At 63.1% G+C, this 13,562-nt stretch carries 8 protein-coding genes; 5 read left to right on the top strand and 3 right to left on the bottom strand.

The genetic code is table 11. The features are described from left to right. Positions 1-560: 560 nt before the first annotated feature. Entirely contained in the window at positions 561-2,174 is a 1,614-nt protein-coding gene (locus I5S59_RS07235; protein ID WP_197876030.1) for a response regulator, read from the bottom strand. Positions 2,175-2,454: 280 nt separating this feature from the next. Between I5S59_RS07235 and I5S59_RS07230 the strand changes: the two genes are divergently transcribed. The 4 genes from I5S59_RS07230 (at position 2,455) to speA (ending at position 6,701) form a co-directional block, all read left to right on the top strand. Next, a complete protein-coding gene (locus I5S59_RS07230) occupies positions 2,455-3,528 on the top strand; it encodes a DUF2333 family protein (RefSeq protein WP_197876029.1) in 1,074 nt (357 codons plus the stop codon). Between the two features lie 3 nt (positions 3,529-3,531). Beyond that, positions 3,532-4,068 (top strand): NUDIX hydrolase, encoded by a 537-nt coding sequence (locus I5S59_RS07225; protein WP_197876028.1) that lies wholly within the window; start codon positions 3,532-3,534, stop codon positions 4,066-4,068. Between the two features lie 194 nt (positions 4,069-4,262). Continuing rightward, positions 4,263-4,634 carry a translation initiation factor Sui1 gene (locus I5S59_RS07220; RefSeq protein WP_010221702.1) on the top strand — a complete coding sequence of 124 codons (372 nt, stop codon included), beginning with the start codon at positions 4,263-4,265 and terminating at the stop codon, positions 4,632-4,634. A 153-nt stretch (positions 4,635-4,787) separates the two neighbouring features. Then, positions 4,788-6,701 carry an arginine decarboxylase gene (speA, locus tag I5S59_RS07215; protein ID WP_197876027.1) on the top strand — a complete coding sequence of 638 codons (1,914 nt, stop codon included), beginning with the start codon at positions 4,788-4,790 and terminating at the stop codon, positions 6,699-6,701. A 101-nt stretch (positions 6,702-6,802) separates the two neighbouring features. Here speA and I5S59_RS07210 read toward each other — a convergent pair whose 3' ends face one another. Then, positions 6,803-8,143, bottom strand: coding sequence for an MATE family efflux transporter (locus I5S59_RS07210; RefSeq protein WP_197876026.1), 1,341 nt, complete (start codon positions 8,141-8,143; stop codon positions 6,803-6,805). Positions 8,144-8,280: 137 nt separating this feature from the next. Here I5S59_RS07210 and I5S59_RS07205 point away from each other — a divergent pair, with 137 nt between their 5' ends. After that, positions 8,281-13,188 carry an alpha-2-macroglobulin family protein gene (locus I5S59_RS07205; RefSeq protein ID WP_197876025.1) on the top strand — a complete coding sequence of 1,636 codons (4,908 nt, stop codon included), beginning with the start codon at positions 8,281-8,283 and terminating at the stop codon, positions 13,186-13,188. 19 nt (positions 13,189-13,207) lie between these two features. Here the strand turns inward: I5S59_RS07205 and I5S59_RS07200 are convergent, their stop codons facing one another. Further along, positions 13,208-13,501, bottom strand: coding sequence for a hypothetical protein (locus I5S59_RS07200; RefSeq protein ID WP_197876024.1), 294 nt, complete (start codon positions 13,499-13,501; stop codon positions 13,208-13,210). Positions 13,502-13,562: the final 61 nt, after the last annotated feature.

Raw genomic sequence — 13,562 nt, 5'->3', positions numbered from 1 at the left:
TGCTGCCTCGGCGCTGTTGCTGCCTTGGGTGTAGCTGGCCAGCTGCTCGAGGTTTGCCCCCAGTTCGCGTTCGGCCTGCAGCAGCAGCGCTTGCGGGTCACCGGCCAGTTTGCCCGCCGCCAACAGTTCATTGGCGGTGAAGCGCTGCAGGCTGTCCAGGCTCGGAGTCAGGGTGGCCGACAGCGTATCGGGCAGTTGTTTGAGCGATTCCTGCAGTGCCGCGGTTGCCTGCACGGCCGTGGCGTGGCGCAGGGCGTCGCCGCTGCTCAGGTAGTCCTCGATGTTGCGCGCCGCCTGGTTCTGGAATTGCTGCGACAGCGACAGGTAACGCTCCATGATCTGGTAGGGGCGCTCCAGGGCACGCTGCGACCACCACAAAGTGGCGCCCAGGGCGATACACACGGTGACCAGCAACAGGGTGTTGAAATTGGTGAGCAGCTTCAGGCGCATGTCCGGGATCTACCAACGGCCGAATGGTAAGCCCCTGAAGTTATTGCGTTTTTATGACCGGGTTATGACGACGTCGAGCATCTGGCCAAAAAAGTGGCATTTTGCCTTGATCAGTCGACGCACTGCACCCGGTTGCGCCCGGCGCCCTTGGCCCGATACAGCGCCTCGTCGGCATGGGTGGCCATGCTCAGGGCATCCAGCCCGTCGCTCAGTTGCACCACGCCGGCACTGAACGTGCAGGACAGGTCCCGGGGCTGGGCCGGGTAATGGATCTCGGCGAAGCGGCAGCGAATTTCATCCAGCACTTTGTGGGCGGCGGCAAGGTCGGTGCTGGGCATGACAATGGCGAACTCTTCACCGCCATAGCGGCCGATGAAATCGGTCTTGCGCAGCCGCTGCTTGAGAAACAGCGCCAGGCTCTTGATCACACGGTCGCCCATGGGGTGGCCATGGCTGTCGTTGACCTTCTTGAAATGGTCGATGTCGAGCATGGCGAAGCTCAACGGCTTGTCTTCGCGGCGGGCGCGAAAGCTGCAGTCTTCGAGCAGTTGCAGGATGTGGGTGTGGTTGTACAGGCCGGTCAGGCTGTCGCGCACCATCCGCGCCTTGAGGTTGCGCGCGCGGGCTGCGCGGTTGCGCACCGTAGTGATCAGGTGGCGCGAGCGGATCGGCTTGGTCAGGAAGTCATCGCCGCCTTCGCTCATGGCATCCAGTTGCTTGTCGAGGTCATCTTCGGCCGACAGGTAGATGATCGGCACGCTGACGTAACGGTCGTTGTGGCGAATCACTTTGGCCAGCTCTACGCCCGTGCAGTCGGGCATGTACATGTCGAGGATGATCAGGTCGGGCTGGAAATCGGCCAGCTCGGCCATGGTGCGGATCGGGTCGGTGAGGGCACGGGTGACGATGCCGGCACTGTTGAGCAGACGCTCGGTGTGCATTGCCTGGGCCCGGGAGTCGTCGATGATCAGCACCTTGAAGGGCTCGTACTGGGTAACGCTGGTCAGCAGTTCGACTTTCTCCAGCAGGCTTGATGCTTCCAGCGTACCGGTGAGGAACTCCAGGCCACCGGCGCGAACCGCAGCCAGGCGTGTGGGCGTGTCGGTTTCATGCAGGCTGAAGAACAGCAGGGGGACGGGTTGCTCAAGACCTTGCTGGGCTTGGGCGGCCAGCTGCAGGCCGACGCCTGCGCCGGTGAAGTCGACATCCATGACGATGGCCGAGGGCAGCCGTTCGCTCATCGACGCGCGAAACGCCTCGGCACTGTACAAGGCTTGTACACCCAGGCCGAAGAACTCCAGCTGCTGTGCCAGACGCTCGGCCCGGTCGTGGTCCTGGAGCATGATGTAGACCGGTTTGCGCAATGGCGGTAACGGTACATGTTCAAGCTGGTCGCCCTGGCGCAAGCCAGTGCGCGACAGGCGCTGCATGAGGCGGTTGAGCTCGCTGATCAGCGGGCTGCTCAGGCGCGCGCTGTTGGCCTCGATGGCGCCCAGCGTCTGACCGATAGCTTCAGCCAGTTCGCTGTGTTCAGGCTGTTCGAAGCGTTCTGCATAGCGTTGCAGGCGCAGGGTGGCTTCGCGCAGTTCCCCAAGGTCGCCGGTGGACCATTCGCTGCGTTGCAAGCGCTGCCAGATCTCGAGTATCTGCCGAGCCTGGTGAATGACCCGCTGGGCAAAGTGTTGCTTGAGGCGCTCACGATTGGGGTCTTCTGGCTCGGTCATGTCCTGACTACTTATTAAGGGTGAGGCAGTTCGAGTAATGGCTCTATGCTAGCACCACTTTCTGGACAATCGAGTGTCTTGTATCAATTTACTGTACAACTCCTCCCATTCATTAACTGACTCTATAGTCACTTATGCGAACGGGCGTGCTTGATTTATAGTGCTGCGATACTTGCTGACCCCGGCAAGCGGCGCGGCGGGAAAAACCGCACTGCGCTGGCACGAAGCCCGGGGGTTGCGGTCGAACCCCTTGAACCGACGTGACAGAAAGGACAACGCCATGCTGGACTGGAAAAACCGTACAGGCAAAGCCGAGGCGCGCGAGCGCGTCGAACCGCGCGGTGCCGCCACCCGCAGTTACTTTGGCGGGTTGTTTTTCAGCCGTGCACTGGGCACGCTGATCGGCCTGTACCTCTTGGTGTGCATTGGCCTTGGCTGGTATTGGAGCGCTGAGCCAGACCTGTTCCCGGTGCAGCAGAATGCCCAGGCGGCGGCCGAGAAAAACGGCCATCAGATGGTGGTCGGCTACACCACGGTAGAAACCCTCAAGACCGTTGCCGGTACCTTGCTGAACAAGCCGGGCGGTTACATTTCCAACGACCGTTTTCCACCGGGCCTGTGGATGGACAACATGCCCAGCTGGGAATACGGCGTGCTGGTCCAGGTGCGCGACCTGAGCCGGGCGCTGCGTAAAGACTTCGCACGTTCGCAGTCGCAGTCCACTGAAGACGCCGACCTGGCCAAGGCCGAACCGCGCTTCAACTTCGACAACAAGAGCTGGATCCTGCCGTCGAGCGAGTCGGAGTTCCAGGAAGGCATCAACTCCCTGAGCCGCTACCAGAAGCGTCTGTCGGCACCGGATCAGCCCGGCGCGCTGTTCTACACCCGCGCCGACAACCTCAACAACTGGCTGGGCGACGTTGCCACCCGCCTGGGCTCGCTGTCCCAGCGGCTGTCGGCCAGCGTCGGCCGGGTCAAGCTCAACAGCACCCTGAAGACCGAAAGCGTGGTCGCCGGCCAGGCGCCGCAACTGGATGAAGAAGTGGTCGAGACGCCGTGGCTGCAGATCGACAACGTCTTCTATGAAGCCCGTGGTCAGGCGTGGGCCTTGTCGCACCTGCTGCGCGCCATCGAAGTGGACTTTGCCGATGTGCTGGCGAAGAAGAACGCCACCGTCAGCGTGCGCCAGATCATCCGTGAGCTGGAAGCCTCCCAGGAGCCGCTGTGGAGCCCGATGGTGCTGAACGGTAGCGGCTTTGGCATGTGGGCCAACCACTCGCTGGTCATGGCCAACTACATTTCCCGCGCCAACGCGGCCGTGATCGACCTGCGCCAACTGCTGTCGCAAGGTTAAGCGGTGAGCATTTCCAAGCAGGAGGCGGCGCATCGCGCAGCCTCCGACGCCGAACTGATTGCCTGGGTCGACGAAAACGATCAACCGCTGGGGGCCTTGCCTCGCGCCGAATTGCGCGAGAAGGGCCTGATCGGGCGGGGCACCTACATTCTGCTGTTCAACTCGGCCGGTGAGCTGTGCGTACACCGGCGTACCGAGAGCAAGGCCATCTATCCCGGCTACTGGGACGTGGCTGCTGGCGGTATGGTCCAGGCGGATGAGAGTTTCGCCGAGTCGGCCGCGCGTGAACTGGAAGAAGAGCTGGGGGTGGCCGGTGTAGCGCTGACGGCACACGAGCGCTTTTTCTTCGATCAGCCTGGCAACCGCCTCTGGTGTGCGGTGTTCTCGGCCGTCTGGGACGGGCCATTGCGCCTGCAGCCCGAGGAGGTCAGCGAGGCCCGCTTCCTGCCGCTCGAACAGGCCCTGGCCGACAGTCGGCAGCAGCCTTACTGCCCCGATTCGCTGGCCGCCTTGCAACGCTACATCGACCGACGGGCCTGACGTCGCGAATCACATGCAAAATGGCGCAGTTTTGTACTTAGCAGCGGCGGCATTTATCGTTACACTGCGCGGCCTTTTAAGGCTGCCGTACCCTGTGTCGGCAGTTGCGCTGCCCCTGCCAGAGTGGGGCTTCGCGGTCGGTACCCTGCCCGGGGCGCCGACCAGTTTTTGTCCTCACGTTACGAGGATCAAAAGTGGCCAAGAAAGCCGCATCATTCGCCGCCCTGGGTGGCCTGGTGTTCTCCACTGATGCAGGTCGGCATTGTCCGGACTGCAGCAAACCCATAGATGCCTGCATCTGCAAACAGACGCTCATCCCCGAAGGCGATGGCATTGCTCGCGTGCGCCGCGAAAGCAAAGGCCGTGGCGGCAAGACGGTGACGACCATCAGCGGTGTACCGCTGCCCCTGGAACAGCTCAAGGATCTGGCCAGCACGCTCAAGCGCCGCTGCGGAACCGGCGGCGCGTTGAAAGACGGGGTCATCGAAATCCAGGGCGATCACGTCGAGCTGTTGTTGGCAGAGCTGATCAAGCAAGGCTTCAAAGCGAAAAAGTCCGGCGGCTGAAGACCGCATCGCGATTTTTTGCCGTTCGCTTTCTAAACTCGTTCCCGTAGGAAGGGTCTATCCCTGAACACGGAAAATCGTCATTTCCAGGCTTTACACTGAGCCCGCCACCTGCGGGGCGGTGTTATTCGACTTTTTATATAGGGGACTTCAATGTCCGTACGACGCACACGCAAAGACGATGGCAGCCAATGGACAGTTGCGGACAGCCGCAGTGTTTACGGGATTCGCCATTGGGGGGCCGGTTACTTCGCAATCAACGAGGCCGGGCGCGTCGAAGTTCGCCCGAACGGGCCTGGCAGCGCACCGATCGACCTGTACGAACAAGTCGATGAGCTGCGCAAGAGCGGCCTGTCGCTGCCACTGCTGGTCCGCTTCCCGGACATCCTGCAAGACCGCGTGCGTCAGCTGACCGGTGCCTTCGATGCCAACATCGCGCGCCTGGAATACCAGAGCCAGTACACCGCGCTGTACCCGATCAAGGTCAACCAGCAGGAAGCGGTGGTCGAGAACATCATCGCCACCCAGAACGTCTCCATCGGCCTCGAAGCCGGCTCCAAGCCCGAGCTGCTGGCTGTGCTGGCGCTGGCGCCGAAGGGCGGCACCATCGTCTGCAACGGCTACAAGGACCGTGAATTCATTCGCCTGGCGCTGATGGGCCAGAAGCTTGGCCACAACGTCTTCATCGTCATCGAGAAAGAGTCGGAAGTGGCCCTGGTGATCGAAGAAGCAGCCGAGCTCAAGGTCAAGCCACAGGTCGGCCTGCGGGTACGTCTGTCGTCGCTGGCGTCGAGCAAGTGGGCCGACACCGGTGGCGAGAAGTCCAAGTTCGGCCTGTCGGCCGCGCAACTGATCTCGGTCGTGCAGCGCTTTCGCGATGCCGGCCTGGACCAGGGCATCCGCCTGTTGCACTTCCACATGGGCTCGCAGATTGCCAACCTGGCGGACTACCAGCACGGCTTCAAGGAAGCCATTCGTTACTACGGCGAACTGCGTGCGCTGGGCCTGCCGGTCGACCATATCGACGTCGGCGGTGGCCTGGGTGTCGACTACGACGGCACCCACTCGCGTAACGCCAGCTCGATCAACTACGACATGGACGACTACGCCGGTGTCGTCGTCGGGATGCTGAAAGAGTTCTGCGACGCGCAGGGCCTGCCGCACCCGCACATCTTCTCCGAAAGCGGCCGCTCGCTCACCGCGCACCACGCCATGCTGGTGATCCAGGTGACCGACGTCGAGAGCCACAACGATGAAGTACCGCTGATCGAGAACAAGGAAAGCCTGCCCGAGACCGTGCAGTGGCTGGCCGACCTGCTGGGCCCGACCGATATCGAAATGGTCACCGAGACCTACTGGCGCGCTACCCACTACATGGGTGACGTGGCCGCGCAGTATGCCGATGGCAAGATCAGCCTGGCCGAAAAGGCCCTGGCCGAGCAGTGCTACTTCGCTGTCTGCCGTCGCCTGCACAACTCGCTCAAGGCCCGCCAGCGCTCACACCGGCAGGTACTGGACGAGCTCAATGACAAGCTGGCCGACAAGTACATCTGCAACTTCTCGGTGTTCCAGAGCTTGCCGGACACCTGGGCCATCGGTCAGGTGCTGCCGATCATCCCGCTGCACCGCCTGGACGAAGAACCCATGCGTCGTGCGGTGCTGCAGGACTTGACCTGCGACTCCGACGGCAAGATCAACCAGTACGTCGACGAGCAGAGCATCGAGACCAGCATGCCGGTGCATTCGGTCAAAGAGGGCGAGGACTATCTGCTCGGCGTATTCCTGGTCGGTGCCTATCAGGAAATTCTTGGCGACATGCACAACCTGTTCGGTGACACCGACTCGGTGAACATCTACCAGAACCCCAATGGCAGCGTGTATCACGCCGGTATCGAGACCCATGACACCATCGAGGACATGCTGCGTTATGTGCACCTGTCGCCGGAGGAGCTGATGACTCACTACCGTGACAAGTGCGCCAGCGCCAAGATCACCGCACGTGAAAAGACTCAGTTCCTCGACGCCTTGCGTTTGGGGCTGACGCGCTCGTCCTACCTGTCGAGCTGATCCCTTCGCGGGTAAACCCGCTCCCACAGGGTTGGTGTAGTTCTTGAGGAATTCCATCGATCCTGTGGGAGCTGGCGATAGCCTGCGATTGAGCGGCAATATTACCGGCCAAACCACCCATCCCGCCTCTGCAACCGCCAGCCCATCACCCCCAGTGTCACCCCGCGCAGCGCCATGAACAGCAGAAACGCCAGCCACAGCCCGTGGTTGCCCAGACCTGTTGCGGCAAAGGCAATCGGCAAGGCCACGACGACGCTGATCAACATGCCGTTGCGCATCTCGCGTGCGCGCGTTGCGCCAATGAACAACCCATCGAGCAAGTAACTCCACACCGCCACCAGCGGCAGTAACGCCAGGTAGGGCAGGTACTGGTAGGCCGTGTCGCGCACACTGGCAATGTCGGTTTGCAGGTTGATGAACAGGTGCCCGCCGAACAGAAACAGCACGGCAAAGCCGGCACTGGCCAGCAATGACCAGCCACAGGCTACCGTCAACGATCGGCGCAGGGCCGGTCGGTCGCCGGCACCGATGGCGTGGCCGCACAGGGCCTCGACCGCGTGGGCCAGGCCGTCGAGGGCATAGGCAGTGAGCAGCAGGCCATTGAGCAGCAGCGCGTTGGCGGCCACAGTATCTTCACCCAGGCGTGCGCCTTGTACGGTGATCAGGAAGAACACCCCCTGCAGGGCCAGGCTGCGAATGAAGATGTCGCGGTTGACGGCCAGCAAGGGGCGCCAGCTTTGCCAGCGGGCCAGCAGCGCCCAGGCGATCTGGCCCGGGTAGGCCCGCAAGGCCGGTCGGGTCAGCGCCAGGCCGAGCAGGGCGGCACTCCATTCGGCGATCACCGACGCCCGCGCCGACCCCAGCACACCCCAGTGCAGTCCGAGCACGAACCAGAGATTCAAGACAATGTTGAGCAGGTTGGTGGTCAGCAGAATCGCCAGCGGTGCCCGGGCGTTCTGGGTGCCGAGAAACCAGCCGACCAGGGCAAAACTCGCCAGCGCCGCGGGCAGGCCCAGCAAGCGGGTGTGGAAAAACTCCCGGGTGGACTGCTCCAGCGCTGCCGACGGCTGCATCAACTGCAGGGCCAACTGACTGAAGGGCAGGGCTAGCAGCCCCAGCAGCAGGGCGAACAGTAGCGCCAGCAGCAAACCCTGCACCAGTACCTGACGCAACGCTGCGCCGTCGGCACGCCCGGCTGCCTGGGCGGCAAAGCCGGTGGAGCCCATACGCAAAAAGCCCATCAGAAAGGCCAGGAAGGTATACAGGCTGGCGCCCACCGCCACGGCACCCAGTTGATGGGCATGGGGCAGGTGGCCGATCACGGCGCTGTCGACCAGCGCCACCAGCGGCACGGAAATGTTGGAGAGAATCATCGGCGCCGCCAGTGCCCAGACCTTGCGGTGGGTAGGGCGGTCGCGCCAGTCGGTCAGCAATCGGGACATGTCGGCTCCAGGCAGGCCGGGCATTGTAGCCGCTGCAGCGGCGCTTGATGCAGTTGTGTACTGATCTGTGTCCAGCGTCTGCGCTGACCTTGGGATATAGTTCACCCCTTAGAACCTGCTGCCAAAGAGTTATTTCCATGCTCAACAAAGGATTGTTGCTGGCCTGCGTGCTGGCTTTGCTCAGTGCCTGCGACTCGTCTGCGCCGGATAAACCGGCGACGACTTCAACGCCGGTCCAGGCCGAACAGGCTGCATCCGCAGCAAAACCTGCGCGGGAAGATGCCGCGACCCTGGCCAAGCGCTACGCCGGTCGCGAGCTGAGCGTGGTGGATGTCTCGGAAGTGCAGGTCGATGGTGCCAGTGCCCTGTCCCTGACGTTTTCGGTGCCACTGGATGCCGAGCAGAACTTCGCCGAGCGGGTGCACCTGGTCGATACCGTCAAAGGCAAGGTGGACGGTGCCTGGGAGTTGTCCGATAACGGCATGGAGCTGCGCCTGCGCCATCTGGAGCCGCAGCGCAAGCTGGTGCTGACCGTCGATGCAGGGTTGCAGGCCGTCAATGGCAAGCGCCTGGCCGCCGAATCGGTGAGCCGCCTGGAAACGCGTGACATGCAGGCCACGATCGGCTTCGCCAGCCGCGGTTCGTTGCTGCCGACGCGGCTGGCGGAAGGGCTGCCGGTGATCGCCCTGAACGTCAACAAGGTCGATGTCGAGTTCTTCCGGATCAAACCTGAATCGCTCTCGCCGTTCCTCAGCGCCTGGGGACGCAACAGCAGCCTGTACTACTACCAGTCCAAGGAAACCCTGGACATGGCCGAGCTGGTCTACAGCGGCCGCTTCGACCTCAACCCGGCGCGCAACACCCGCGAAACCCTGTTGTTGCCGATTGCCGGGATCAAGCCGCTGCAGCAGCCAGGCGTGTACCTGGCGGTGATGCGCGCTTCAGGCACCTACGACTATTCGCAGCCGGCCACCCTGTTTACCCTCAGTGACATCGGCCTGTCGGCTCACCGCTACCAGAACCGCCTGGACGTCTTCGCCCAAGGGCTGGAAGGCGGCAAGGCCATGAACAGCGTCAACCTCGAATTGCTCGATGGCGAAGGCCGTGTGCTGGCCCAGGGTACGACTGGCAGTGACGGTCATGCCCAATTGCCTATGCCACCCAAGGCGGAAACCTTGCTGGCCCATCAGGGCGTGCACACCACCATGCTGCGCCTGAACAGCGCCGCGCTGGACCTGGCTGAATTCGATATCACCGGTGCCCAGGCCAACCCGTTGCAGTTCTTCGTGTTCGGCCCGCGCGACCTGTACCGGCCCGGCGAGACGGTGTTGCTCAACGGCCTGCTGCGTGATCAGGACGGGCGCCCGGTCACCCCGCAACCGGTGACGGTGGAGGTGCGTCGCCCCGACGAGCAGATCAGCCGCAAGTTCGTCTGGGAGCCAGGCACGACGGGGCTCTATCAGTATCAGTTGCAGCTGGCTACCGAAGCGCCGACCGGGCGCTGGCAGTTGCTGTTCGACCTGGGTGGCGGCAAGAAGCAGCTCTACGAGTTTCTCGTCGAAGACTTCCTGCCCGAGCGCCTGGCCCTGGAGCTCAAGGGCAGCGATACCCCGCTGAGTCCGGAGCAGAGCGCCGAAATCGATGTGAATGGCCGTTACCTCTACGGAGCCCCGGCTTCGGGCAACCGCCTCAGTGGTCAGGCCTACGTGCGCCCGTTGCGCGAGGCGGTACCGGCATTGCCGGGTTACCAGTTCGGCTCGATCACCGAGCCGGAGTTGAGCCAGGACCTGGAGCTGGATGAAGTCAGCCTGGATGCCGACGGCAAAGCCACCCTGAGTATCGAGAGCAAGTGGTCTGAAGCGCGCTCGCCCTTGCAGCTGACTGTGCAGGCGAGCCTGCAGGAGTCGGGTGGCCGGCCGATCACCCGGCGTCTGGAACAACCCATCTGGCCGGCCGAGCGCCTGCCCGGATTGCGCGGCCTGTTCGACGGTGAAGAAACCGACAGCGACGGCCCGGTGGAATTCGAGGTGCTGGTCGCCGACCGTGATGGCAACAAGCTGGCCGCCGACAACCTCAAGGTACGGCTGATCCGCGAGCGTCGCGACTACTACTGGAACTACTCGCAGAGCGATGGCTGGAGCTACAACTTCAACGAGAAGTTCCTGACCCAGAGCGAGGAAACGCTGAGCATCAAGGCGGGTTCCACCGCTCGCCTGAACTTCCAGGTTGAGTGGGGGCCTTATCGCGTCGAAGTCGAAGACCCGCAGACCGGCCTGGTGTCCAGCGAGCGTTTCTGGGCGGGTTATCGCGCCCAGGACAATGCCGACGGCGGTGCAGTACGTCCGGACCAGGTCAAGCTCGCCCTGGACAAACCGTCTTACGCCGATGGCGCCACGGCCAACATCACCGTTACGCCACCGGCCGCCGGTACGGGTTACCTGATGGTTGAATCCAGCGATGGCCCGTTGTGGTGGCAGGAAATCGATGTGCCTGTCGAAGGCAAGACCTTTGCGGTCAAGCTCGATCCGAAGTGGGCCCGTCATGACCTGTATGTCAGCGCCCTGGTCATCCGCCCGGGAGAACGCAAGGTCAATGCCACGCCCAAGCGTGCGGTCGGGGTCTTGCACCTGCCGCTGGACCGCGCCGAGCGCAAACTGGCGGTAAGCCTCAACGCCCCGGAAAAGATGCGGCCCAAGCAACCGCTGACGGTAAACGTGCAGGCGCGCAACGCCGACGGCAGTGTGCCGAAACAGGTGCACGTGCTGCTGGCTGCGGTGGACGTGGGCATCCTCAACATCACCGACTACCCGACGCCGGATCCATTTACCGGCATGTTCGGGCGCAAGGCTTATGGCGCCGACCAGCTGGATATCTACGGTCAACTGATCGAAGCCGGGCAGGGCCGTCTGGCCAGCCTGGCCTTCGGCGGTGACGCGGCCATGGCCAAGGGCGGTAAACGCCCGAGTACCAGCGTAACCATCGTCGCCCAGCAAAGCATGCCGGTGACCCTGAATGAAAACGGTGAGGGCCAGGCCACTGTCGACATCCCCGATTTCAATGGTGAACTGCGGCTGATGGCCCAGGCCTGGACCGACGAACGCTACGGCATGGCCGAGGGCAAGACCGTGGTCGCAGCGCCGTTGATTGCCGAACTGTCGGCGCCGCGCTTTCTTGCAGGCGGTGACCGCACCACCCTGGCGCTGGATGTGTCGAACCTCTCCGGGTTGGCACAAAAGCTCGACGTACACCTGAGTACCGAAGGTCAATTGAACCTGCTCGGCGCTGCCGAGCAGCACCTTGACCTGGCCCAGGGCAAGCGCGTGACCTTGCTGGTACCGGTCGAGGCGAGCGGTGGCTTGGGCCAGGGCAAGGTCACGGTGCAGGTCAGCGGCCTGCAACTGCCCGGCGAATCGGCTACTGCCTTCAGCCGTGAATGGACGCTGGGCATTCGCCCGGCCTACCCGGCCATGCTCAAGCACTACCGGGTGGCCCTCAAGGACCAGCCGTGGAGCCTGCCGGCCGGTGACCTGGCCGAGTTCGAAGCGGCGGGGCTTGAGGCGACGCTGGCGTTGTCGAGTCGTCCGCCGCTGAACCTGGCCGAACAGATACGTGCCCTGGAAGCCTATCCCTACGGTTGCCTGGAACAGACCACCAGCGGCCTGTACCCCTCGCTGTATGCCGACGCTGCAACGCTCAAGCGTCTGGGCATCAGCGGTGAGCCGGCCGAGGTGCGCAAGCGCAAGATCGAAATGGGCATCGAGCACCTGCTGGGCATGCAGCGCTACAACGGCAGTTTTGGCCTGTGGAGTGCCGATAGCGAGGAAGAGTACTGGCTGACCGCGTACGTCACCGACTTCTTGTTGCGCGCTCGCGAGCAGGGTTATGCAGTGCCTGCCGATGCGCTGAAAAAGGCCAGCGAGCGACTGCTGCGTTATCTGCAGGAACGCAACCTGATCGAGGTGAACTACAGCAAGAATGCCGAGCACAGCCGCTTTGCCGTACAGGCTTATGCGGGCCAGGTGCTTGCCCGCACGCAGCAGGCGCCATTGGGTGCATTGCGCAGCCTGTTCGAGCGTCGCAGTGACGCCCGTTCCGGCTTGCCACTGGTGCAGCTGGCTATCGCCCTGGACAAGATGGGCGACAAACCCCGAGCCCAGCAAGCCCTGCAGGCCGGCCTGGCGGTCAGCCGCAGCAGTGACGACTGGCTGGGTGACTATGGTAGCCCGGTGCGCGATCAAGCCCTGATCCTGGCCTTGCTCGAAGAGAACAACCTGGCCAGCGACAGCCTCGATGCCCGCTTGTTTGAACTGTCCGATCAACTGGCTGCCAATCGCTGGTTGTCGACCCAGGAACGCAACGCCTTGTTCCTCGCCGGGCGCGGCTTGCTGACCAGGCCGGAAGGGCAATGGTCGGCGCGTCTGGACAGTGCCGGTGAAGTGCGTGAACTGAATGCGGCGCAGTCAGGCCTGAAGCTCGAAGGGCCGCTTCTGGCCACACCGTTGACGGTGCACAACCAGGGGGGCGACACCCTGTTCCAGCAACTGACCCTCTCCGGCTACCCGCGCCAGGCGCCGGCGGCCAGCAGCAATGGCATGAGCATTCGCCGCGAGTACCTTGGCATGAACGGCCAGGCCCTGGATGTGCGCGCGCTGCACAGCGGTGACCTGGTGCTGGTACACCTGGCGCTGACGTCCGCGTCGCGGGTGCCGGATGCGCTGGTGGTCGACCTGTTGCCGGCGGGCCTGGAGCTGGAGAACCAGAACCTGGCGCAGAGTGCGGCCAGCCTTGAAAATGCCAGCAGTGCGGTCAAAGAGTGGCGTGAGTCGATGCAGAACGCCAACGTGGTCCATCAGGAGTTTCGTGATGACCGCTACGTGGCTGCGTTGAATCTGGAAGGCTATGGCACCACCCACCTGTTGTACCTGGCGCGGGCAGTGACGCCGGGCAGCTATCGGGTTCCGCCGCCGCAGGTTGAGTCGATGTACCGGCCAAACCTGCAGGCAGTGGGAGAATCGGTGCCTGAACTGGTGGTGAAGGGGCGTTGAGACGCCGGTGGGTGCAGGGCTAGTGGATGATCCAGCTCAGCACCCACAGGCCCAGCAGCAACCAGATGATGCCGACGATGATCGACGCGCGCATGAACGCACGGATAGCCGAGTACAGCAGCATCAGGCCGATGATCAGGGCAACGATGCTGACCAGCGAGGTGTCCATGCCCAAGGTGCGTGCCAGGCCATCGATGAAATTGCCACCGGCGTTGGCCAGCAGGTTGAACAGCCCGCTCAGGCCATCGACGATAAAGCGGATCAGTGCGCCCAAGGCCTGGCCTAGCCACTCGAAAAAACCTTCTACATGCATAGTTGCTTCCTGATGATCGAACCGGCGAGTCTGCCGTTACCCTGTGTTTGGCCATGCCCTG

Source organism: Pseudomonas alkylphenolica (assembly GCF_016009175.1).
In the GTDB taxonomy this organism is placed as follows: Bacteria; Pseudomonadota; Gammaproteobacteria; order Pseudomonadales; family Pseudomonadaceae; genus Aquipseudomonas; species Aquipseudomonas alkylphenolica_B.
Note: the sequence above shows the minus strand (reverse complement) of the source record. Positions and strands in the feature narration are given on the sequence as shown.

Bases quoted from the DNA above. Each gene is read 5' to 3' on its own strand.
- speA (WP_197876027.1), top strand. From the start codon at position 4,788: ATGTCCGTACGACGCACACGCAAAGACGATGGCAGCCAATGGACAGTT.
- I5S59_RS07200 (WP_197876024.1), bottom strand. From the start codon at position 13,501: ATGCATGTAGAAGGTTTTTTCGAGTGGCTAGGCCAGGCCTTGGGCGCA.
- I5S59_RS07205 (WP_197876025.1), top strand. From the start codon at position 8,281: ATGCTCAACAAAGGATTGTTGCTGGCCTGCGTGCTGGCTTTGCTCAGT.
- I5S59_RS07210 (WP_197876026.1), bottom strand. From the start codon at position 8,143: ATGTCCCGATTGCTGACCGACTGGCGCGACCGCCCTACCCACCGCAAG.
- I5S59_RS07230 (WP_197876029.1), top strand. From the start codon at position 2,455: ATGCTGGACTGGAAAAACCGTACAGGCAAAGCCGAGGCGCGCGAGCGC.
- I5S59_RS07235 (WP_197876030.1), bottom strand. From the start codon at position 2,174: ATGACCGAGCCAGAAGACCCCAATCGTGAGCGCCTCAAGCAACACTTT.